We start from the raw sequence: 20318 nt of genomic DNA, 5'->3' as shown, positions 1-20318 counted from the left end.
GCCGGCCTTGGTCCGCGAGAACCGGATCAGGGCAGGCGCAGTACCTTCACCACGTTGTCCGTACGGGTCCCGGGCCGGCCGTCAGGCCGGTCCTGGGCCCGTACGTGTTCCTCCGCCAGCAGCACCTCCCAGGCGCCGGCCTCCAGCTCCAGCTGGGCGACGACCTGCTCGGGGGTCGGGAAGTCGATCTCCGGGCGGTCCTCCTGCCAGGAGGCCCAGCCCGCGTGGCCGACCACGAGGAGGATCCCGCCGGGGGCCACGGCCCCGGCGGCCCGCCGCAGGATCCGCTCGCGCGGGAACTCGCCGAAGGTGTGCAGGAAGCACGCGGAGACCAGGTCGTACTCCCCGGCCGGGAAGGACTCCGCGAGGTCGTGCCGCTCCCACTCGGTGCGTTCCTCGACCCCGGCGTCGGCGGCGTGGACGGCCGCCCGCTCCAGGGCGACCCCGGAGATGTCCGTCCCGGTGACGTGCCAGCCCCGCCGGGCGAGCCAGACGGCGTCGCCGCCCTCGCCGCAGCCGAGGTCCAGGGCCCGACCCGGATCCAGCCCTTCGGCCTCCCGGGCCAGGACGGCGTTGGCCTCGCCGCTCCAGACCTTCTCGCTCTCGCGGTAGCGGGCGTCCCAGTACTCCTCGCCCACGACGGCGGCGGCGTTCGCGCCGGCGGGCTCGGTGGAGCGGTGGTGCTCGTGCGACATGGGGGCCTCTTCCGGTCGGTACGGGGTACGGGGGCGGGTGCCTGTGCCTCCGATGCTCCGCCCCGGCGGCCCGCCCGGCCAACCAACTTTGCGGTTTCTGCAAAGCGCTCCCGGACGCCCTGCCGAGTCCCGCCCCGCCCCGCTACAGCGGCCGCTCCGCGATCAGGGCCGTGCCCACCCGGCGGAAGCCGAGGCGGCCGTAGATTCGGGCCACGTCCTCGTCGCCCGCCGAGAGGAAGACCGTACGGGCTCCGTGCGCCAGGGCGTCCGCGACCAGGGCCGCCGTCACCGCGAGGCCGAGCCCCTGGCGGCGGGCCGACGGGAGGGTGCCGACGCCGACGACCTCGGCGACGTCGCCGACCGGGATGTACTGGCCGGAGCAGAGCACCACGTCTTCGCGCACGGCGGCCGCCAGGGCCGTGCGGGCCGACGCGATCATTCCGGAGACCCGGACCCGGCGGGCTTCCGAGGCCGGGTCGGCGGCCGCCGCCGCGAGCTCCGCCGGGCCGCCCTCGCCCACCGCCGTGCCGGGCGATGCGAAGGCCAGCATCGGCACGGTCACCGCACTGCGGAGCAGCGGGTCGGCCGCGCCCAGCACCCGTACGTCCGGATCCGCGGGGACCCGTACGGCTTCGGCGGCCCGGTCCAGCACCATCAGCGGGTGCGTGTGGACCTGCAGCCCGGCGGCCTCGGCCGCGGCCCGCAGGGAAGGTGTGGTTTCGGCCACCCACTCGAACGATTCGGGGACGCCCAGCTCCCGCTGCCGGGCCAGCACCCGCTCCACGTCGGCCGCCGAGACCTCCGCGCCGCCGAGCGCGGGCCGCGCGTAGTACGGCCAGCCGTCGCTCTCCTGGACGAACAGGGTCAGCGGGCCGAAGTCCTCGGCCCGCGCCCCGCCCGCCCGCGGTGCGGTGTCGTAGTAGCGCTCCAGCTCGGGCAGGTCCCCGGAAATCGCAGTCATCCGGCCATCCAAGCAAAACGGCAGCTCAGGGGCAGCCGGATTGATGCCCCGGCCCGCTCCGCGCGGCTACGCGCCCTCTTTCAGCACCCGCGAGATCAGCGTCCGCTGCGCATCCGACAGGTTCGAGTCCTGGCAGAGCACCGTCCGCCCGTCCACCGTGATCCGGTACGAGAACCCGTCCCTGATCCGGTCCGCCGCAGGGCCCGGCGGACCTGGCCGCAGAGCCAGCTGTGCCAGGGCCTGCCACTCGGCCTCGTCGTCGAGGCCCGAGGTGTCCACCTCGGCCCGCCGTTCGATCCCCGCGAAGCCGCCCGTCCGCACCACCTGAATCCGCATGACAGGGTTCCTACCCCAGGCCGACCGCGGACCACGCCTTCTGGAGCGCCTGGTGTTCCGCGCCGCCCTCGCCGTACCGGGCCACGGCGGCGGCGACCGTCAGGCGGGCGAAGTCCGCGAATCCGGCGTCCGAGGCCAGTTCCCCGCCGGTCAGGGTGTCGTACCAGATCTGGCCGGTCCGCTCCCAGGCCTTGCCTCCGAGCTCGCTCGCCGCGATGTAGAAGGCGTGGTTGGGGATGCCGGAATTGATGTGCACGCCGCCGTTGTCGCGGGAGGTGCGGACGTAGCCGTCCATCGTCGCCGGCTGCGGGTCCTTGCCGAGCTCGTCGTCCTCGTACGCCGTCCCGGGCGCCTTCATCGACCGCAGGGCCATGCCGCTGTCGACGGCCGGCCCCAGCAGCCCGGCGCCGATCAGCCAGTCGGCCTCCTCGGCGGTCTGGTTCAGGGAGTACTGCTTGATGAGGGAGCCGAAGACGTCGGACATGGACTCGTTGAGCGCGCCCGACTGGTCGTGGTAGGCGAGGTTGGCGGTGTGCTGGGTGACCCCGTGGGTCAGCTCGTGCCCGATGACGTCCACCGAGACGGTGAAGTCCAGGAACAGGTCCCCGTCCCCGTCACCGAACACCATCTGGCTGCCGTCCCAGAAGGCGTTGTTGTACAGCCGGTCGTAATGGACGGTCGCGTCCAGCGGCAGGCCGGCGCCGTCGATGGAGTGGCGCCCGTAGGCCTTGAGGTACAGCTCGAAGGTGGCCCCGAGCCCGGCGTAGGCGCGGTTGACGCTGACGTCCTTGCTCACGTCCTCGCCCTCGCCGCGGATCTTCTTGCCCGGGAGCCGGGTACGGTGCTGGGCGTCGTAAATGGTCCGCCGGGGCGTCTCGGACGGCCCGTCCCCGGCCGGGGGCAGGACGGACAGCTGACGCCGGACGCGGTTCGAGGCGTCGAGTTCGAGGGTCCGGCGCGCGGCGGCCGCGCGGGCGGGGTCGTCGGACAGGGCGATCCTGTCCAGGAGGTGCGGGGGCACCACGGTGCAGAAGACGGGACGGCGGTGGCTGTGGGTGGCATCCATGCCCGGCAATGTGGCAGTGGGTGACGGCTGTGTCACTAGGGGCGACCATGATTCATTCAGTTGTCTGAAAGTGGCTGCGCCGCGTTGACGGATCGGACGGACCTCGGGCGGGCATCGAAGATGAAAAGAGGCTTAGCTCACAAAGAGGGCAAATCGGACCCTCGGGTCTTGCATACTGAAACAGGCCCCCGCATTACGGGGCGGCTCGGTTAGGCTCGGCCCATCATGCGTTTCGGGCTGCTTCTCCTTAGCTGCCGCGGCGAGGGTCTGTAGTCGTAGGCCGGCCCCCTCCCCGCGGAGTTTGGTGTTGCGGTTTTTACGACCGCCGTCGGCCGTCCCAGCGAACTACACGCGGACACGCGAGGAGCCCAACGCCATGAGCCAGCAGCCTTTTGTCGGTCGCCCCACACCCATCACCAACGCGACCCACACCCAGAAGCCCTCCGGAATGCCGATCCACAAGTACGGCTCCTACGAGCAGGTGGACATCCCGGACCGCACCTGGCCCGAGGCCCGCGTCACCAAGGCCCCCCGCTGGCTGTCCACCGACCTGCGTGACGGCAACCAGTCGCTGATCGACCCGATGACCCCCGCCCGCAAGCGCGAGATGTTCGACCTGCTGGTGCGCATGGGCTACAAGGAGATCGAGGTCGGCTTCCCGTCCTCCGGCGAGACCGACTTCGCCTTCGTGCGCTCCATCATCGAAGAGGGCGCGATCCCGGACGACGTGACGATCTCCGTACTGACCCAGGCCCGCGAGGACCTGATCGAGCGGACCGTCGAATCGCTGGTCGGCGCCAAGCGCGCCACCGTGCACCTGTACAACGCCACCGCCCCCACCTTCCGCCGCGTCGTCTTCCGCGGCTCGAAGGAGCAGATCAAGCAGATCGCCGTCGACGGCACCCGCCTGGTCATGGAGTACGCGGAGAAGCTGCTGGGCCCGGAGACCACCTTCGGCTACCAGTACAGCCCGGAGATCTTCACCGACACCGAGCTGGACTTCGCCCTGGAGGTCTGCGAGGCCGTCTGTGACGTGTGGCAGCCGGCCGAGGGCCGCGAGATCATCCTGAACCTGCCCGCCACCGTGGAGCGCTCCACGCCCTCCACCCACGCGGACCGCTTCGAGTGGATGGCCCGCAACCTGACCCGCCGCGAGCACATCTGCATCTCCGTGCACCCGCACAACGACCGCGGCACCGCCGTGGCCGCGGCCGAGCTGGCCCTGATGGCTGGCGCCGACCGCATCGAGGGCTGCCTGTTCGGTCAGGGCGAGCGCACCGGCAACGTGGACCTGATCACGCTGGGCATGAACCTCTTCTCGCAGGGCATCGACCCGCAGATCGACTTCTCGCAGATCGACGAGATCCGTCGTACCAGCGAGTACTGCAACCAGATGGAAGTCCACCCGCGCCACCCCTACGCGGGCGACCTCGTCTACACCGCCTTCTCGGGCTCCCACCAGGACGCCATCAAGAAGGGCTTCGACGCCATGGAGGCCGACGCGGCCGCCAAGGGCGTCACCGTCGACGACATCGAGTGGGCGGTCCCGTACCTGCCGATCGACCCGAAGGACGTCGGCCGCTCCTACGAGGCGGTCATCCGGGTCAACTCGCAGTCCGGCAAGGGCGGCATCGCCTACGTCCTGAAGAACGACCACAAGCTGGACCTGCCGCGCCGCATGCAGATCGAGTTCTCCCGGATCATCCAGGCCAAGACCGACTCCGAGGGCGGCGAGGTCACCCCGAAGGCGATCTGGGACGTCTTCCAGGACGAGTACCTGCCGAACCCCGAGAACTCGTGGGGTCGCATCCAGCTGCGCTCCGGCCAGACCACCACCGACAAGGACGGCACCGACACGCTGACCGTCGAGGCGGTCGTGGACGGCGTGGAGACCGTGCTGAACGGTACCGGCAACGGTCCGATCTCGGCCTTCTTCAGCGCGCTGGCCGACATCGGCATCGACGCCCGTCTGCTGGACTACACCGAGCACACGATGAGCGAGGGCGCCTCCGCCGTCGCGGCCTCCTACATCGAGTGCGCGATCGACGGCCGCGTCCTGTGGGGCATCGGGATCGACGCCAACACCACCCGTGCCTCCCTGAAGGCGGTCATCTCCGCCGTCAACCGCGCGGGTCGCTGATCCCCGTCCGGCTGATACCTCGCCCGTGTGGGCGGTCCGGAACCCCGTTCCTCCTTCCGGAGGGCGGGGTTCCGTCGTTTCCGCACCCGCTCGGCCAGGGAGTTCACGGGGGGCGCGGATCGGCCAAGTACGGGGGCCGGCGGATGTTGTCTTGTCACACTGCTGACGCATCCTCACTGATGTGGCTAACATCACGCCAACCCGGCGATGTTGCCGGAACGTTACGGAGGTGCGACGTGCTGCCAGTTCGGGGTGGGGACGGCCGGAAGCTGACGGTCTGGGGCGTCCGCACCACCTGGAACACCGTGGGGGACGGGGAGTTCTTCTGCCCCGACTGCGGTGGGGACCGCAACTACCGACGGCGCACGGGGCGCCGCCGGTTCACCGTCCTGGGCGTGCCGCTGCTGCCGCGCGGGCAGGCCGGGCCCGTCGTCGAGTGCCAGGGCTGCCGAGAGCGCTTCTCCACCGACATCCTCGACCACCTCACCACCACCCGCTTCTCCGCGCTGCTGCGCGACGCGGTGCACACCGTGACGCTGGCCGTGCTGGCCGCGGGCGGGACGGCCTCGCGCAGCGCGCTGGAGGCCGCCGTGGGCGCCGTACGGTCCGCGGGGTTCCAGGACTGCACCGAGGACCAGCTGGAGTCCCTCGTGGAGGCGCTGGCCACCGACGAGGGACGGCTCGGGCTCTACGACGGCCCCGACTGCTGCGGCGCCGCGCTGTCGATCGAACTCCACGAGGCCCTGGAACCCCTGGCTCCGCACCTGGCGGCCCCGGGGCGCGAATCCATCCTGCTGCAGGGGGCGCGCGTGGCCCTGGCGGACGGCCCGTACATCCCCGCGGAGCGCGAGGTGCTGTCCACGGTGGGCGCGGCCCTGCGCATCGACGGGGACGAGGTCGCGCGGCTGCTGTCGGCGGTCCGGGCGCCGTAGGGCCCGTCGTCGGGTTCCCGCCCGCCCCGCGGGCGACGACGGCCGTGCGACGACAGGCCCCGGGGTCGTCAGGCGGTCCCGCGCCGCACCGGGGCGGGGCGGGCCGCGATGGAGCGGCGCAGGGCCTCACACAGGGCCTCGGGGTTGCCGAACGGGATCAGGGTGCGGGCGTCCGGGACCCATGGGGCGGGCCGGGAGCGTAGACCCGCGTCCGGGAGCCTCCGGACCTCCGTCCCCGTCTCACCCCTCGGGCGCGGGGCCGGTGGAGGGTCCCAGGCCGGTCGGAATCGGCCCCCGGCGAGGTAACGATCCGGCGCTACGTGCCCGTATTCACACTCGTCGCGCGCCGTTTGAACCGCGGAGCCCTTCCATCCGTAGTGAGGGTTTCCACCAAATGGACAGCCGGACGAAGGCCTTCTGGTTTGCGCGGTCGAACGGCTGCGAAGCCTTAACCAGCACGTCACCTCGTGAGGCCTTCGCGTTCGTGCAGAGGGAACGGGTTGTTCCGCACGGTGCGGCCCATAGCGGACCCCGGGACGGTCCGCCACTGGAGAAACCTCCAGATCGAAGGCTCCGGTACGTCAACACTTTGTGGAAGTCGACGATATCTGTGAGCGGCCACACAGGCGTTCAATTCCGGTCACACGACGAGACGCCGCAGGTAACACAGCGGAGCTTCGATTCACGTGAATGCACTGACAACCCTGGCGGATAAACGGGTTAACGACCTACTCCGTCGAGGGATAACCAGATTCCTCTCGTTACCTACCTTTTGAAGGGCAAGGCAGAGATGGCACGTGTCGCCGCCCGGCTTTCCAGCGGAGAGCCCAGCACGCACCCGGTCGACGAGGTGCTCCCCCTCCCCAAGCTCGCGCTGTACGGCTTCCAGCACGTACTCGCGTTCTACGCCGGCGCGGTGATCGTCCCGATCATCGTGGGCAGCGCACTGAAGCTGAGCCCCGAGCAGCTGGTCTACCTGATCAACGCGGACCTCTTCACCTGCGGTATCGCCTCGATCATCCAGGCCTTCGGCATCGGCCGGGTCGGTGCCCGGCTGCCGCTGATCCAGGGCGTCACCTTCACGGCCGTCTCCCCGATGATCGCCATCGGCCTCGGCGCCGGCGGTGGCACCGCCGCTCTGCTGGTCATCTACGGCGCCGTCATCACCGCCGGTATCGCCACCTTCGCCTTCGCCTGGCTGCCCGCCAAGGCCTTCCGGGCGGTCATGCGACTCTTCCCGCCGGTGGTCACCGGCACGGTGATCACGGTCCTCGGCATCGTCCTGATCCCGGTCGGCCTCAAGGACGCCGCCGGTGGCGCCCCGACCGTCGGCGACGGCGGTGTGCCGACGCAGCTGGCCTACGCCGCCGGCACCATGCTCTTCATCCTGGTCCTCATGAAGTTCGGCGGACCGTTCCTGCGCAGCATCGGCATCCTGCTCGGTCTGGTCGGCGGCACCGCCGCGGCCTTCCTGCTCGGGGACGCCAAGTTCGCCAACGTCGGCCAGTCCGACTGGATCGGCGTCACCACGCCGTTCCACTTCGGTGCCCCGAAGTTCGAGTGGTTCCCGATCGTCCTGATGCTGATCGTCATGCTGATCACCATGGTCGAGACGACCGGTGACACCTACGCGGTCGGTGACATCGTCGGCAAGGAGATCGACAGCGAGACGGTGGCCCGCGCCCTGCGGGCGGACGGCGCCGCCACCGCCCTCGGTGGCCTGCTGAACTCCTTCCCCTACGTCGCCTTCGCCGAGAACGTCGGCCTGGTGCGGATGACCAAGGTCAAGAGCCGCTTCGTGGTCGTGGCCGCGGGTGTCTTCATGATCGTGCTCGGCCTCATCCCCAAGGCTGCCGCGGTCGTCGCCTCGGTCCCGCCGGGCGTGCTCGGCGGCGCCGCCACCGTGATGTTCGGCATGGTCGCCCTGGCCGGTATCCAGACCCTGGCCAAGGTGGACCTCAAGGAGGAGAAGAACGCCCTGATCGTCGGCGTCTCGCTGGCCTTCGCGCTCTTCCCCGCCACGGTCCCGGCCTACTTCGACAAGCACGTGAACGCGGACCTGTCCTCGCTGCTCAACAGCGGCGTGACCCTCGGTGCCACCGCCGCCATCCTCCTGAACCTGATCTTCAACGGTCTGGGCAAGGACGGCGCGCACGACGCCCCGACGACCGAGGTCCCGCAGGCCGACGCTCCGCAGGCCGACGTTCCGGCGGCGGACGCCAAGGCCACGGCAGCCGTACCGGCCCAGTCGGGCGAGGGCGAGCACGCCCCCGCACCGACCGCCTGATCCTCCCAAGGGGTGCCCCCCGCCCGGCCTCGCGCCGTGCGGGGGGCGCTGCCGCGTTCCCCGCCCGGGGCCGTTGTGTCAGTGGGGTACGGGAGAATGGGCCCATGAGTCTGTTCCGCGACGACGGCATCGTGCTGCGCACCCAGAAGCTGGGTGAGGCGGACCGCATCATCACGCTGCTGACCCGGGGCCACGGCAGGGTCCGGGCCGTCGCCCGCGGTGTCCGGCGCACGAAGTCCAAATTCGGTGCCGGGCTGGAACCTTTCTCCCACGCCGACGTGCAGTTCTTCGCCCGCGGCAACGAGCTGATCGGCCGCAGCCTGCCGCTCTGCACCCAGACCCAGATCATCGCCCCGTACGGCAACGGCATCGTCACCGACTACGCCCGCTACACCGCCGGCACCGCGATGCTGGAGACCGCCGAGCGGTTCACCGACCACGAGGGCGAACCCGCCGTGCAGCAGTACCTGCTGCTCGTCGGCGCCCTGCGCACCCTCTCGCGCGGCGAGCACGCGCCGAACCTCATTCTCGACGCCTTCCTGCTGCGCTCCCTCGCCGTCAACGGCTACGCGCCCAGCTTCGACGACTGCGCGAAGTGCGGGATCCACGGCCCCAACCGGCACTTCTCCGTCGGCGCGGGCGGGGTCATATGCGGGGACTGCCGCGTCCCCGGCAGCGTCGTACCCTCGTCGGAGGCCATCGCCCTGCTCAGCGCCCTGCTGACGGGCGACTGGGGGCATGCCGACGCGTGCGAGGCGCGTCACGTGCGGGAGGGCAGCGGGCTGGTCTCCGCCTATCTGCACTGGCATCTGGAGCGCGGGCTACGCTCCCTGCGATACGTCGAGAAATAGGAGCTGGGCAACATGGCACGACGCGGGATTCTGGGACGCTCTCGCCGCGAGTACAAGGTTCCCGAGCCGCACCCGTCCGGTGAGCGCCCGCCGAAGATCCCCGGCGAGCTGGTCCCGAACCACGTCGCGATCGTCATGGACGGCAACGGCCGCTGGGCCAAGGAGCGCGGGCTGCCGCGCACCGAGGGCCACAAGGTGGGCGAGGGCGTCGTGCTCGACGTGCTCAAGGGCTGCCTGGAGATGGGCGTCAAGAACCTTTCCCTGTACGCCTTCTCGACGGAGAACTGGAAGCGCTCGCCCGACGAGGTGCGCTTCCTGATGAACTTCAACCGCGATGTCATCCGGCGCCGCCGCGACGAGATGAACGAGCTCGGCATCCGAATCCGCTGGACCGGCCGCATGCCGAAGATGTGGAAGTCGGTGGTCCAGGAGCTCCAGGTCGCGCAGGAGCAGACCGTCGACAACGACGCGATGACCCTGTACTTCTGCGTCAACTACGGCGGCCGCGCGGAGATCGCGGACGCGGCGCAGGCGATCGCCCGGGACGTGGCGGCGGGCCGGCTCGACCCCTCGAAGGTCAACGAGAAGACCTTCGCGAAGTACATGTACTACCCGGACATGCCGGACGTGGACCTCTTCCTGCGCCCCAGCGGCGAGCAGCGCACCTCCAACTACCTGCTCTGGCAGAGCGCGTACGCCGAGATGGTCTTCCAGGACGTGCTGTGGCCGGACTTCGACCGCCGCAACCTCTGGCAGGCCTGCTACGAGTACGCCCAGCGCGACCGCCGCTTCGGCGGAGCCGTCCCGAACCAGGGGGAGCCGGGCACCTCGGCCTGAGCGTCACCTACGGTCCGTGCCATGAACAAGGGTGGGGAGCAAACACAGCGGACCGAGCAGGCCGCCTTCGTCTGCCGGCTGACGGTCGCCGACTTCCGGCAGGTCGTCCGGGAGCGTGCCCGGCGGACGGGAGCGGGACGGGCGGAGACGGTCCTGCTCCCGCTGAGCGGGGTACCGCGACCACGGGCGGGACCATGTCGTACACGACCGACTGGAAGCTCTTCTCGGCCTACGCCGAGACACCGGAACTCTTCGTCCTGATCGGCGGCCCCCGCGCGGGCTGCCTCGCGGCGCTGCCGAAGCGCGGGGCCGAGGAGCCGGCCGACATCGACCGGCTGCGCGAGATCCTGGGCCGGAACCTGCGAAGGCTCTAGCCCGGGCTGCGCGGCCCTCGCCCGCCATGAACGCGAAGGGCCTTCGCCGGGATCGCGTCGTCGCTGTAGGGTCCGCTGTCATGGACATGCAGGGGGAGCAGGTCGAGGTACGGCTCGTCTACCGGACCACCGTGGCGGACGTCGCGCAGGCGGTCCGGGTACGCGATTCCCGGCTGCCCGCAGGGCGCCGCAGGCGGTGGCTGTTGATCTGCTTCGGGACGGTGCTGGTCTGCCTCGGCGGGCTGGCGTTGCTGGGGCACGGGCCGATCGGTACACCCCTGGCGTCCTTCGTCGGCGGCGTGCTGATCCTCGCGGTCACGCTCCTCGGCCCGCAGCTCACGGCGCGGGCCTTCGCCGGGCTGCTGGCCAAGGCGGGGGAGACCACGGCGCTGGTGACGGCCACCGGGCTGCGGGTGAGCACGAAGGACACCGAGACCCGCATCGGCTGGGCCGCGCAGCCGCTGTACGCGGAGACGGCCGACACCTTCGTCACGCTCAGCTTCGCGAAGCGGGCGGCGGCGATGACCATCCTGCCCAAGCGCGGAGCGGCGGACCCGGCCGACATCGACCGCCTCCGAGCCCTGCTCGACCAGAACCTCAGGCGGATCTGACGAGGGCCGGGTACGGCCTAGGCGTTGGCCGCGCAGTCCGCGCAGGTGCCGAAGATCTCCACCGTGTGGGCGACGTTCACGTAGCCGTGCTCGGCCGCGATGGCCTCCGCCCACTTCTCCACCGCCGGGCCCTCCACCTCGACGGCCTTGCCGCACTTGCGGCAGACCAGGTGGTGGTGGTGGTCCCCGGTGGAGCAGCGGCGGTAGACGGACTCGCCGTCGCTGGTGCGCAGCACGTCCACCTCACCGGCGTCCGCGAGGGACTGCAGGGTGCGGTAGACGGTGGTCAGGCCCACGGAGTCGCCGCGGTGCTTGAGCATGTCGTGGAGTTCCTGGGCGCTGCGGAACTCGTCCACCTCGTCCAGCGCCGCCGCGACGGCGGTCCGCTGCCGAGTGGATCGTCCTCGTACTGGCGCGGTATTCATCTCGCCAGGCGCAGTCGCCACCGGTTCCTCCTCGTTTCGGCCTCGGCCCATTGTGCCAGGCACAAGGGCGCCCGAGGCCTTCAGACCCTTACGTCATCCCGTGTGCAGACTTCTTCCTCGGCCCGTGCGGCCTTTGCCCGGCGCCGGGCCAGGGGGGTGGACACCGCAGTCATCACGACGAACACGGCGATGGCGAGCAGGACGATGGCTCCGCCGGAGGGCGCGTTGACGTAGTAGGTCGCGGCCGTACCGGAGAGCGAGACCAGGACGCCGATGAGCATGGCCAGGCCCAGGGTGGCGGTGAAGCCCCGGGTGACGCGCTGGGCGGCAGCGACGGGGATCACCATCATGGCGCTGACCAGCAGCAGGCCGACGATGCGCATCGCGACGGTGACGGTGACGGCGGCGGTGACCGCCATCAGCAGGTTCAGGAAGCGCACCGGAAGGCCGGTGACCCGGGCGAACTCCTCGTCCTGGCAGACCGCGAACAGCTGGCGGCGCAGGCCGACGGTGACCGCGATGACGAACAGGGCGAGGATCACGGCGGTGACGGTGTCCTCGGGCGAGACCGTCGTGATGGACCCGAACAGGAAGCTGGTCAGGTTGGCCGTGGAGCCGCCCGGAGCCAGATTGATGATCATGACGCCGCCGGCCATGCCGCCGTAGAAGAGCATGGCGAGCGCGATGTCCCCGCTGGTCCTGCCGCGCGAGCGGATCAGCTCCATGCCGACCGCGCCGACGACGGCGACCAGGGTGGCCATCCACACCGGGCTCATGTTGAGCAGGAAGCCGAGCGCGACGCCGGTCATGGCCACGTGCCCGATGCCGTCGCCCATGATGGCCTGGCGGCGCTGTACGAGGTACGTGCCGATCGCGGGGGCCGTGAGGCCGACCAGGGCGGCGGCGATCAGGGCCCGCTGCATGAAGGCGTAGTCGAGGATGTCCATCAGCTCAGCAGTCCCGTCCGGAGCGGCTCGGCGTCGTGCGCCGCGTGGGGGTGTACGTGGTCGTGGCCGGGCAGCGCGTGCTGCCCCAGGGCCTCCGGGGGCGGTCCGTCGTGCATGACGCAGCCGTCGCGCAGGACGACGGCCCGGTCGATCAGCGGCTCCAGCGGGCCCAGCTCGTGGAGCACGAGCAGGACGGTGACGCCGGCGGCGACCTGGGTGCGCAGGGCGTTCGCCAGGACCTCCTGGTTGGCCAGGTCCACGCCGGCCATCGGCTCGTCCATGATCAGGAGTTCGGGTTCGACGGCGAGCGCGCGGGCGATGAGCACCCGCTGGTGCTGCCCGCCGGAGAGGGCGTTGACCGAGGCGTCGGCGTAGGAGCCCATGTCGACCAGGTCCAGCGCGCGTTCGACGGCGGCCTTGTCGGCCGCCCGCAGGAACCCGAAGCGGGTGCGCGCGAGGCGGCCCGCGGAGACCACCTCGCGGACGGTGGCGGGGACGCCGCTGGCGGCGGTGGTGCGCTGCGGGACGTACCCGATGCGCGACCAGTTGCGGAAGCGCTTGAAGTCGGTGCCGAAGAGGGAGAGGGCGCCGTCGCTCAGCGGGACCTGGCCGACCACGGCGCGCACGGCCGTGGACTTGCCGGAGCCGTTGGCGCCGAGCAGGGCGACGACCTCACCGCGACGGACGGTGAGGTCGACGCCGCGCAGCACGGGGCGCGAGCCGAGCGAGGCCGTGGCCCCGCGCAGGGATATGACGGGCTGGTCCTGTGCCTGCGTGGGCTCGGACTCCATGGCTCGCGCCTCCGTTGCTACTACTGCCATTACTTGTTGCCGAGCGCCTTCTGCAGGTTCTTCAGGTTGGACCGCATGACCTCGAAGTAGTCAGCGCCCTGGGACTTGTCCGTGATTCCCTCGAGGGGGTCCAGGACGTCGGTCTTCAGGCCGGTGTCCGCGGCGAGGGTCTTGGCAGTCTTGTCGCTGGCCAGGGTCTCGAAGAACACCGTCGAGACATTGTCCTTCTTGGCGATGGCCTGCAGGTCCTTCATCCGGGCCGGGCTCGGCTCGGACTCGGGGTCGACGCCGGAGATGCCCTCCTGGTCGAGGCCGTAGCGCTCGGAGAGGTAGCCGAAGGCGGAGTGGGTGGTGATGAAGGTCTTGGAGGCCGTGTTCTTCAGGCCGTCCTTGAACTCGGTGTCGAGCGCGCCCAGTTTGGCGACCAGCTCGTCGGTGTTCTTCTTGTAGTCCGCCGCGTGGTCGGGGTCGGACTTCTCCAGGGCCGCGCCCACGCCCTTGGCGATCTCCGCGTACTTGACCGGGTCGAGCCAGACGTGGGGGTCCTCGCCGGCCTCGCCGTGGCTGTGGCCGTCGCCCTCCGTGTGGCCCTCCTCGCCGTGGTCGTGCCCGGAGTTGCCGTGCACCTCCAGCTTGGTGAGGGTGGCGGCGTCGACGACGTTCTTCACGCCGGACTGGGCGACGGCCTTGTCGACGGCAGGCTGCAGCGTCTTGAGGTAGAGGACCACATCGGCCTCGCCGAGCTGCGCGGTCTGCTTCGGGGTGATTTCCAGGTCGTGCGGTTCGACCCCGGGCTTGGTCAGGGTGTCGACCTTCACGTGCTCCTTGCCGATCTGCTCGGCGAGGAACTGCATGGGATAGAAGGACGCCATCACGTCGAGCTTGCCGTCCTTGCCGCCGGTGGCTCCGGCAGCGCCCGAGCAGGCGGTGAGGGCCGTGGCGGCGAGGGCAACGGCTCCGGCGAGGGCGGCGGTGGGTATGAGGCGTCGTACGTTCATGACATCCATTTTCATCAAAGATGGAAACGATTGTCAAAAACCCTGGTGAGAGGGGCGTGGAGCGCCCGTGAACAGGGGTCCCGATTTGAAAGGGGGGGTGCGGGCGCCGGTAACCTTGAGGCTTCGCCGTTCGTCCTCGTAATGAAGAGAGCACCGTGGCCGCCGACAAGATCGAAACCATCGTCAGCCTGAGCAAGCGCCGTGGCTTCGTTTTCCCGTGCAGTGACATCTACGGCGGCTCTCGGGCTGCCTGGGATTACGGTCCGCTCGGTGTCGAGCTCAAGGAGAACATCAAGCGCCAGTGGTGGAAGGCGATGGTCATCGGGCGTGAGGACATCGTCGGCCTCGACTCGTCCGTGATCCTGGCCCCCGAGGTCTGGGTGGCCTCCGGCCACGTGGGTACCTTCTCGGACCCGCTGACGGAGTGCACCTCCTGTCACAAGCGCCACCGCGCCGACCACCTTGAAGAGGCGTACGAGGCCAAGCACGGCCGCGTGCCCGCCAACGGCCTGGCCGACATCAACTGCCCCAACTGCGGCGTGAAGGGCCAGTTCACCGAGCCCAAGCAGTTCTCCGGCATGCTGGAGACCCACCTCGGCCCGACCCAGGACACCGGCTCCAAGGCGTACCTGCGCCCCGAGACCGCCCAGGGCATCTTCACCAACTTCGCCCACGTGATGACCACCTCGCGCAAGAAGCCCCCGTTCGGCATCGCGCAGATGGGCAAGTCCTTCCGCAACGAGATCACGCCCGGCAACTTCATCTTCCGCACCCGCGAGTTCGAGCAGATGGAGATGGAGTTCTTCGTCAAGCCGGGCGAGGACGAGCAGTGGCAGGAGTACTGGATGCAGGAGCGGTGGAACTGGTACCGCGACCTCGGCATCCGCGAGGAGAACATCCGCTGGTACGACCACCCGAAGGAGAAGCTGTCCCACTACTCGAAGCGCACCGCCGACATCGAGTACCGCTTCAACTTCGGTGGCAATGAGTTCTCCGAGCTCGAAGGCGTGGCCAACCGCACCGACTTCGACCTCAAGGCCCACTCCGCCGCCTCCGGCCAGGAGCTCGTGTACTTCGACCAGGAGACCAAGGAGAAGTACACCCCGTACGTCATCGAGCCGGCGGCCGGCGTCAACCGCGCCATGCTCGCCTTCATGCTCGACGCGTTCAACGAGGACGAGGCCCCCAACGCCAAGGGCGTCATGGAGAAGCGCACCGTGATGCGCTTCGACCCGCGCCTGGCCCCGGTCAAGGTCGCCGTGCTGCCGCTGTCGCGCAACGCGCAGCTGTCGCCGAAGGCCAAGGGCCTCGCCGCCGACCTGCGCAAGTTCTGGAACATCGAGTTCGACGACGCGGGCGCCATCGGCCGCCGCTACCGCCGTCAGGACGAGATCGGTACGCCGTTCTGCGTCACCGTCGACTTCGACACCCTCGACGACAACGCGGTGACCGTGCGCGAGCGCGACACCATGAAGCAGGAGCGCGTCTCCCTGGACCAGATCCAGAGCTACCTCGGCAGCCGCCTGCTCGGCTGCTAGGTTCCGCCGCGAGAACGGCAGTGGCCCGGTGCGCATCGCGCACCGGGCCACTGCCGTTTCGGGAGCCCGGTTACGCGGGCGCCGGACCGCCGGCGGCCGCGGCCGAAGCCGCCAGGGCCGCGGCCCTGGCTTGGCCCTCGGCCTGGGTCCGCTTCGAGAAGCGGATGGTCCAGAAGATCAGCGAGAGCAGGAAGCCGTAGATCAGGACGGGGCTGACCACGACCATCGTGTCCACGCTCAGCAGGTACACCAGCACCACGCGCAGCGAGGCCTCCACCAGGTAGGCGACGCCCCAGACGGTGGTCATCTTCCGCATCGCCTTGCGGAAGTCGGGGTACTGCCAGAGCCCGTTGAAGTACGCCACGCCCTCCTTCGTCCCGTCCGTGCCGAACTTCCGGCCGAAGTAGAACATCAGCGGGCGGGGAGCGAAGAGGGTGGCGATGCAGAGCGCGCCGAACAGCCCCGTCACCCCCGAGTCCTTGACGAGCAGGGCGCGGGCCGAGTGCGTGCCGATCAGCGTGACGAGCGCGGTGATCACCAGGAAGACCAGGGTGACCACGGCGAACTCGTCGACCTTGCGGCGCCAGGCGAGGTGGACGATGGAGTCGACCACCGGCCAGGCACCGCTGACCAGCAGTGCGGCGAACTCGCTCCAGCCCCGGTCGGTCAGCATGTTGTACGTGAGGATCGGCGCGACCACATTGAATCCGATGGTCAGGATCCAGCCGATGGCTGCGGCGGCTCCGGACCGGGCCGGCGGGCCCGACTGTGCTGCCGGTACTTCCTGAGCGGACAAGGTTCCCCCTGGAACAGACCTGATGATGTGCGGTAAGGGGAACGTAAGAACGCAACGGAGGGTCGGCAAGGGCCCTGCGCCCAAAATGATGATCAAGCTGTCCGGAGTGGCCGATTCCAGGCCTGGGTCTTCTCGGCCTACGAGCGCAGGCCCCGGATGATCAGGGCGGTGACCGCCTCGAACTCCGCGATGATGCTCGGCGAAAGCCAGTCCGCCGCGTACTGCGGATCGTGGAAGCGGCCGGTGGCATCGAACACCGCGCGGGCGGCGGCCGGCACGTCGGCCGCGCTGAGCGATCCCTCGGCGACCCCCTCGGCGATGATCCGGGACAGCTGCTCGATCAGCTCGGTCAGATGCCGGTCGACCACACCGCTGTTCTCGGCGAGCAGCACGATGTACGTCGCGAACAGCTCCGGGTCGTCACCCGCCTTGTGGCGCTTGGCCTCGAACAGCGCCTCCAGCCAGGATTCCAGCTTGGAGGGGGCCGGCTCGGCGGGCGCCGAGGCGATCTCCTCCAGCATGACCACGCTCTTGGCGAGCCAGCGGTCCGTGACGGCCTCGCGCAGCGCCGCCTTCGAGGGGAAGTGCCGGTACACGCTGCCGTGGCTGACGCCCAGGGCTCGCGCCACGTCGACCACGGTCGCCTTGGTGGGGCCGAAGCGGCGCAGCACCTCCTCGGTGGTTTCGAGGATGCGCTCGGGGTTCAGGGGCTCGGCGGCTGCGGGAGGCATGAGTACGACCGTACAGCCGGATCAGTGCTCGCTGTCCAGGTGGGCCATCTGCGCCGCCGGATAGCGCTCACCGGCCGCCGAGCCGACCGGGACCGCCTCCTCGATGGCGGCGAGGTCGGCGGGGGCCAGCTCTATGTCCAGCGCGCCCAGCGCCTCGTCGAGCCGCTCGCGGCTCCGGGCACCCACCAGCGGCACGATGTCCTCGCCGCGCGAGAGCACCCAGGCGATGGCGGTCTGCGCGACGCTGACGCCCTTCCCGTCGGCGACCTTGCGCAGGGCGTCGACCAGGTCGAGGTTCCGGTCGAGGTTGTCGCCCTGGAAGCGCGGGCTCATCCCGCGGAAGTCACCCGGGGCCAGCGACCGCTCGCGGGTGAAGTGCCCGCTGATCAGGCCGCGGGACAGCACCCCGTACGCCGTGACGCCTATCCCGAGCTCGCGGGCGGTCGGCAGGATCTCCGCCTCGATCCCGCGCGAGATCAGGGAGTACTCGATCTGGAGGTCGGCGATCGGAGCCACGGCGGCGGCGCGGCGCAGGGTGTCCGCGCCGACCTCGGAGAGCCCGATGTGCCGGACGTGCCCGGCCTCGACGGCCTCGGCGATGGCGCCGAGGGTCTCCTCGATCGGGACGGAGGGGTCCACGCGCGCGATCCGGTAGATGTCGATGTGGTCCCGGCCGAGGCGCTGGAGCGAATAGGCCAGGAAGTTCTTGACGGCCTCCGGCCGCCCGTCGTACCCGGTGAATCCGCCCTCGACGGTCCGCAGCGCGCCGAACTTCACGCTGGTCAGCGCCTTCTCGCGGGCCGCGGCGGGCGCCGTGCGCAGGGCTTCGTTGATGAGGAGCTCGTTGTGCCCCATCCCGTAGAAGTCGCCGGTGTCGAGAAGCGTGACGCCGGCATCCAGGGCAGCGTGGATGGTGGCGAGGGACTCGGCCCGGTCGGCCTCGCCGTAGAGGGCGGACATCCCCATGCAGCCCAGCCCCAGCGGGAAGACGGAGGGGCCGGTGGTGCCGAGGGTGCGGTGTGCGGTCCGGGTGCTGGTGCTGGTGCTCTCGTATGTGGTCATGGAACGAGAATGGCATGACGAGTGACAGATTTCAATATCTGTCACTCGTCATGTGGGTGAACCTCGGACGGGCGGCGTCAGGCCTCTGGGTGGGCCAGTCGGCCGAGGAGGGTCACGGCGTCCGCGCGCGGGACCGGCCGGAAGAACTCCGTGTCGACCTGCTCGACGGCGGCGATCGCCCGCGGGGCCAGCTCGGCCCCGGCCTCGGTGACGCGCAGCCGCTTGGCGCGGGTGTCCGCGGGGTCGACCTCGCGGGTGACGAGCCCCTTCTGTTCCAGGGTCCGCACCACCTGGGAGGTCATCTTCACGTCGGTGCCGGCCTGCTTCGCCAGGGTCTGCTGGTTGGGGTGTTCGCCCTGGCCGTTGAGCCACCAGGTGCAGGCGAGCAGGACGAACTGCACGTGCGTCAGGTCCAGGGGGCCCAGTGCCGCGGTGATGCCGCGCTGCCAGCGCAGCGTGGCGTGCCAGAGCAGGAATCCGGGGCTCTCGCCGGGGGTCAGGGCCATCGGCCGGTCAGCCCTGGGCGGCGCGGACCAGTGCGGCCATGGTCTCGGGCCAGTCGCCCGTGATGGCCGGGCCGATCTGCGGGCCGACCTCGTCGGCGCCCTCGCCGGTGATCTCCATCCGGTACAGCACCCGGCTGCGGTCCGCGCCGAGCGGGTCGATCCGGTGGGTGGTGCGCAGGACCAGCCCGGCGAAGCGTGCCTCGTCGACGAACATCTCGCCTTCGACCGCCTCGGCGACGAGGAGTTCCACGGGGTCCTGGCCGGCCGGGGTCATCGTGATCAGCGCGCCCGCCGCGAAGGCCCCGCGGAGCTCGATCTTCTCGATGTCGGCATTCCAGGTGCCCCAGTTCTCGACGTCGGCCCACAGGGCCCAGATCGCCCCGGGCGTGGCGGTGGTCTCGATGCCGTGCTCGTACTTCCACATGGTGGCCTCCTGGACAGATGTTCTGTACGCAGACTATCTCTGCGCGGAACATCTGTCCAGGAGGCCGGCCCGTGTCGCCCGAGAGGGCCAAACGGCCGGACGGCCGGCAGGTCAGGCCGTCAGCCGCAGGATCAGGGCGGCCGCCGCGAGCAGGGTGAGGACCGCCGCCGGGGCGAATTCGTAGTGCTTCACGCGCAGGTGTGCGATGACGGCTCCGATGGAGTAGAGCGTCACGCCCACGGCGGCCGCGACACCCAGCGGGGCCAGCCACAGGCCCGCGACCAGGCCGATCGCGCCCGCCGCCTTGACGCCGGCCAGGCGCGGCAGCCAGGAGTCGGGCACCTCGACCGTCTGCATGTTCGACAGGATCGCGGGGTTGCGCCGGAGCGTGAGGGTGGCGGAGGCGGAGAGGGTGAGGGCGAGCAGGACGCCGACGACGGCGTAGGCGATGAACATGGTGAACTCCAACGATCGGTAATTTCAGATCATTGAATAGCATCAACGATCGATAGGCCATAATCATTTCCGAGTTGTTACGATGTGGCCATGACGGCGCCCCAGGAGTCTTCGCACCAACCGCAGCGGCTGGGCCTGCTCCTGGCCTGGCACGGATCGGTCACCCAGACCCGGATGAAGAAGGCGCTCAGCGCCGCCGGGCTCACCCCGCGCCACGCGATGACCCTGATGCACCTGTCCGACGGCCCCGTGGGGCAGGGGGCCCTGGCCGAACGGCTGGAGGTGGACCCGAGCGTGCTCGTGGGGATCCTCAACGACCTGGAGGGCGACGGCCTCGCCGAGCGCCGCCGGGACCCCGCAGACCGCCGCCGCCACAACGTCGCCATCACCGACGCGGGGGCCGTCGTGCTCGCCAGGACCAACGCCGCCCTCGACGAGGTCGAGCTCGGCCTCTTCGCGGGGCTCTCGGCGCAGGACCAGGACGTCCTGCGCGGCCTGCTGGCCCGGATCGACTCGCGCGCCGAGGACTTCGACTGCGCGGAGTAGCGCCCAGG

At 70.2% G+C, this 20318-nt stretch carries 23 protein-coding genes; 9 read left to right on the top strand and 14 right to left on the bottom strand.

All coding sequences use genetic code 11. The annotated features are described in order from the left end of the window. Positions 1 to 26 precede the first annotated feature (26 nt). From AC3IYJ_RS13275 to AC3IYJ_RS13260, 4 genes are all read right to left on the bottom strand, one after another. A complete protein-coding gene (locus AC3IYJ_RS13275; protein ID WP_489401510.1) occupies positions 27 to 695 on the bottom strand; it encodes a class I SAM-dependent methyltransferase in 669 nt (222 codons plus the stop codon). Between the two features lie 142 nt (positions 696 to 837). Next, positions 838 to 1656, bottom strand: coding sequence for a GNAT family N-acetyltransferase (locus AC3IYJ_RS13270; protein WP_489401509.1), 819 nt, complete (start codon positions 1654 to 1656; stop codon positions 838 to 840). A gap of 66 nt (positions 1657 to 1722) precedes the next feature. After that, entirely contained in the window at positions 1723 to 1992 is a 270-nt protein-coding gene (locus AC3IYJ_RS13265; RefSeq protein ID WP_489401508.1) for a protealysin inhibitor emfourin, read from the bottom strand. 10 nt (positions 1993 to 2002) lie between these two features. After that, complete coding sequence (locus AC3IYJ_RS13260) at positions 2003 to 3058, bottom strand: M4 family metallopeptidase (RefSeq protein WP_489401507.1); 1056 nt, start codon at positions 3056 to 3058, stop codon at positions 2003 to 2005. 376 nt (positions 3059 to 3434) lie between these two features. Here AC3IYJ_RS13260 and leuA point away from each other — a divergent pair, with 376 nt between their 5' ends. The 7 genes from leuA (at position 3435) to AC3IYJ_RS13225 (ending at position 11090) form a co-directional block, all read left to right on the top strand. Continuing rightward, the gene (gene leuA / locus AC3IYJ_RS13255) at positions 3435 to 5198 is read left to right on the top strand and encodes a 2-isopropylmalate synthase (RefSeq protein ID WP_489401506.1); all 1764 of its coding nucleotides are present in this window, start codon (positions 3435 to 3437) and stop codon (positions 5196 to 5198) included. 236 nt (positions 5199 to 5434) lie between these two features. Further along, positions 5435 to 6130, top strand: a complete 696-nt coding sequence (locus AC3IYJ_RS13250) for a TerB family tellurite resistance protein (RefSeq protein ID WP_489401505.1) — start codon at positions 5435 to 5437, stop codon at positions 6128 to 6130. Positions 6131 to 6920: 790 nt separating this feature from the next. Continuing rightward, a complete protein-coding gene (locus tag AC3IYJ_RS13245; protein WP_489401504.1) occupies positions 6921 to 8417 on the top strand; it encodes a nucleobase:cation symporter-2 family protein in 1497 nt (498 codons plus the stop codon). Positions 8418 to 8521: 104 nt separating this feature from the next. Next, positions 8522 to 9268, top strand: coding sequence for a DNA repair protein RecO (gene recO, locus AC3IYJ_RS13240; protein ID WP_214950820.1), 747 nt, complete (start codon positions 8522 to 8524; stop codon positions 9266 to 9268). A gap of 12 nt (positions 9269 to 9280) precedes the next feature. Then, positions 9281 to 10105 (top strand): isoprenyl transferase, encoded by an 825-nt coding sequence (locus tag AC3IYJ_RS13235; protein WP_489401503.1) that lies wholly within the window; start codon positions 9281 to 9283, stop codon positions 10103 to 10105. Between the two features lie 194 nt (positions 10106 to 10299). Then, positions 10300 to 10479 carry a YcxB family protein gene (locus tag AC3IYJ_RS13230; RefSeq protein ID WP_489401502.1) on the top strand — a complete coding sequence of 60 codons (180 nt, stop codon included), beginning with the start codon at positions 10300 to 10302 and terminating at the stop codon, positions 10477 to 10479. 80 nt (positions 10480 to 10559) lie between these two features. After that, positions 10560 to 11090: a YcxB family protein gene (locus AC3IYJ_RS13225; protein WP_489401501.1), complete on the top strand. Its 531-nt coding sequence runs from the start codon at positions 10560 to 10562 to the stop codon at positions 11088 to 11090. A 17-nt stretch (positions 11091 to 11107) separates the two neighbouring features. On the opposite strand, the gene AC3IYJ_RS13220 is transcribed toward AC3IYJ_RS13225, so the two are convergent. Genes AC3IYJ_RS13220 through AC3IYJ_RS13205 form a run of 4 tightly spaced genes read right to left on the bottom strand, consistent with a single transcriptional unit; the run spans position 11108 to position 14251 of the window. Then, positions 11108 to 11536, bottom strand: a complete 429-nt coding sequence (locus AC3IYJ_RS13220) for a Fur family transcriptional regulator (protein WP_384654143.1) — start codon at positions 11534 to 11536, stop codon at positions 11108 to 11110. Between the two features lie 59 nt (positions 11537 to 11595). Further along, complete coding sequence (locus tag AC3IYJ_RS13215; protein ID WP_489401500.1) at positions 11596 to 12462, bottom strand: metal ABC transporter permease; 867 nt, start codon at positions 12460 to 12462, stop codon at positions 11596 to 11598. Beyond that, complete coding sequence (locus AC3IYJ_RS13210) at positions 12462 to 13253, bottom strand: metal ABC transporter ATP-binding protein (RefSeq protein ID WP_489401499.1); 792 nt, start codon at positions 13251 to 13253, stop codon at positions 12462 to 12464. Before AC3IYJ_RS13210 ends, AC3IYJ_RS13215 begins: the two co-directional genes overlap by 1 nt. Positions 13254 to 13282: 29 nt before the next feature. Further along, the gene (locus AC3IYJ_RS13205; RefSeq protein ID WP_489401498.1) at positions 13283 to 14251 is read right to left on the bottom strand and encodes a metal ABC transporter substrate-binding protein; all 969 of its coding nucleotides are present in this window, start codon (positions 14249 to 14251) and stop codon (positions 13283 to 13285) included. A gap of 155 nt (positions 14252 to 14406) precedes the next feature. Between AC3IYJ_RS13205 and AC3IYJ_RS13200 the strand changes: the two genes are divergently transcribed. Further along, positions 14407 to 15789, top strand: a complete 1383-nt coding sequence (locus AC3IYJ_RS13200; protein WP_489401497.1) for a glycine--tRNA ligase — start codon at positions 14407 to 14409, stop codon at positions 15787 to 15789. Positions 15790 to 15859: 70 nt separating this feature from the next. Here AC3IYJ_RS13200 and AC3IYJ_RS13195 read toward each other — a convergent pair whose 3' ends face one another. From AC3IYJ_RS13195 to AC3IYJ_RS13170, 6 genes are all read right to left on the bottom strand, one after another. Continuing rightward, positions 15860 to 16585, bottom strand: coding sequence for a VC0807 family protein (locus AC3IYJ_RS13195; RefSeq protein WP_489401496.1), 726 nt, complete (start codon positions 16583 to 16585; stop codon positions 15860 to 15862). Between the two features lie 137 nt (positions 16586 to 16722). Beyond that, positions 16723 to 17316 carry a TetR/AcrR family transcriptional regulator gene (locus AC3IYJ_RS13190; protein WP_489401495.1) on the bottom strand — a complete coding sequence of 198 codons (594 nt, stop codon included), beginning with the start codon at positions 17314 to 17316 and terminating at the stop codon, positions 16723 to 16725. A 21-nt stretch (positions 17317 to 17337) separates the two neighbouring features. After that, positions 17338 to 18378, bottom strand: a complete 1041-nt coding sequence (locus AC3IYJ_RS13185; RefSeq protein WP_489401494.1) for an aldo/keto reductase — start codon at positions 18376 to 18378, stop codon at positions 17338 to 17340. A gap of 77 nt (positions 18379 to 18455) precedes the next feature. Next, positions 18456 to 18884: a MarR family winged helix-turn-helix transcriptional regulator gene (locus tag AC3IYJ_RS13180; RefSeq protein WP_489401493.1), complete on the bottom strand. Its 429-nt coding sequence runs from the start codon at positions 18882 to 18884 to the stop codon at positions 18456 to 18458. Between the two features lie 7 nt (positions 18885 to 18891). Then, positions 18892 to 19308, bottom strand: a complete 417-nt coding sequence (locus AC3IYJ_RS13175; RefSeq protein WP_489401492.1) for an SRPBCC family protein — start codon at positions 19306 to 19308, stop codon at positions 18892 to 18894. Positions 19309 to 19419: 111 nt separating this feature from the next. Then, positions 19420 to 19764, bottom strand: a complete 345-nt coding sequence (locus AC3IYJ_RS13170; protein WP_489401491.1) for a DoxX family protein — start codon at positions 19762 to 19764, stop codon at positions 19420 to 19422. A gap of 90 nt (positions 19765 to 19854) precedes the next feature. On the opposite strand from AC3IYJ_RS13170, the gene AC3IYJ_RS13165 reads away from it, so the two are divergent. Beyond that, positions 19855 to 20310 (top strand): MarR family winged helix-turn-helix transcriptional regulator, encoded by a 456-nt coding sequence (locus AC3IYJ_RS13165; protein WP_489401490.1) that lies wholly within the window; start codon positions 19855 to 19857, stop codon positions 20308 to 20310. The last annotated feature ends 8 nt before the right edge of the window (positions 20311 to 20318 follow it).

Source organism: Streptomyces sp. GL_140 (genome assembly GCF_057834465.1).
This window is presented reverse-complemented; position numbering and strand designations above follow the sequence as displayed.

Coding starts and splice junctions, on each gene's coding strand:
- AC3IYJ_RS13180 (WP_489401493.1), bottom strand. CDS start 18,884: ATGGCCCTGACCCCCGGCGAGAGCCCCGGATTCCTGCTCTGGCACGCC.
- AC3IYJ_RS13170 (WP_489401491.1), bottom strand. CDS start 19,764: ATGTTCATCGCCTACGCCGTCGTCGGCGTCCTGCTCGCCCTCACCCTC.
- AC3IYJ_RS13185 (WP_489401494.1), bottom strand. CDS start 18,378: ATGACCACATACGAGAGCACCAGCACCAGCACCCGGACCGCACACCGC.
- AC3IYJ_RS13210 (WP_489401499.1), bottom strand. CDS start 13,253: ATGGAGTCCGAGCCCACGCAGGCACAGGACCAGCCCGTCATATCCCTG.
- AC3IYJ_RS13215 (WP_489401500.1), bottom strand. CDS start 12,462: ATGGACATCCTCGACTACGCCTTCATGCAGCGGGCCCTGATCGCCGCC.
- AC3IYJ_RS13225 (WP_489401501.1), top strand. CDS start 10,560: ATGGACATGCAGGGGGAGCAGGTCGAGGTACGGCTCGTCTACCGGACC.
- AC3IYJ_RS13270 (WP_489401509.1), bottom strand. CDS start 1,656: ATGACTGCGATTTCCGGGGACCTGCCCGAGCTGGAGCGCTACTACGAC.
- AC3IYJ_RS13165 (WP_489401490.1), top strand. CDS start 19,855: ATGACGGCGCCCCAGGAGTCTTCGCACCAACCGCAGCGGCTGGGCCTG.
- AC3IYJ_RS13275 (WP_489401510.1), bottom strand. CDS start 695: ATGTCGCACGAGCACCACCGCTCCACCGAGCCCGCCGGCGCGAACGCC.
- AC3IYJ_RS13190 (WP_489401495.1), bottom strand. CDS start 17,316: ATGCCTCCCGCAGCCGCCGAGCCCCTGAACCCCGAGCGCATCCTCGAA.
- AC3IYJ_RS13205 (WP_489401498.1), bottom strand. CDS start 14,251: ATGAACGTACGACGCCTCATACCCACCGCCGCCCTCGCCGGAGCCGTT.
- AC3IYJ_RS13235 (WP_489401503.1), top strand. CDS start 9,281: ATGGCACGACGCGGGATTCTGGGACGCTCTCGCCGCGAGTACAAGGTT.
- AC3IYJ_RS13245 (WP_489401504.1), top strand. CDS start 6,921: ATGGCACGTGTCGCCGCCCGGCTTTCCAGCGGAGAGCCCAGCACGCAC.
- AC3IYJ_RS13260 (WP_489401507.1), bottom strand. CDS start 3,058: ATGGATGCCACCCACAGCCACCGCCGTCCCGTCTTCTGCACCGTGGTG.
- AC3IYJ_RS13175 (WP_489401492.1), bottom strand. CDS start 19,308: ATGTGGAAGTACGAGCACGGCATCGAGACCACCGCCACGCCCGGGGCG.
- recO (WP_214950820.1), top strand. CDS start 8,522: ATGAGTCTGTTCCGCGACGACGGCATCGTGCTGCGCACCCAGAAGCTG.
- AC3IYJ_RS13230 (WP_489401502.1), top strand. CDS start 10,300: ATGTCGTACACGACCGACTGGAAGCTCTTCTCGGCCTACGCCGAGACA.
- leuA (WP_489401506.1), top strand. CDS start 3,435: ATGAGCCAGCAGCCTTTTGTCGGTCGCCCCACACCCATCACCAACGCG.
- AC3IYJ_RS13265 (WP_489401508.1), bottom strand. CDS start 1,992: ATGCGGATTCAGGTGGTGCGGACGGGCGGCTTCGCGGGGATCGAACGG.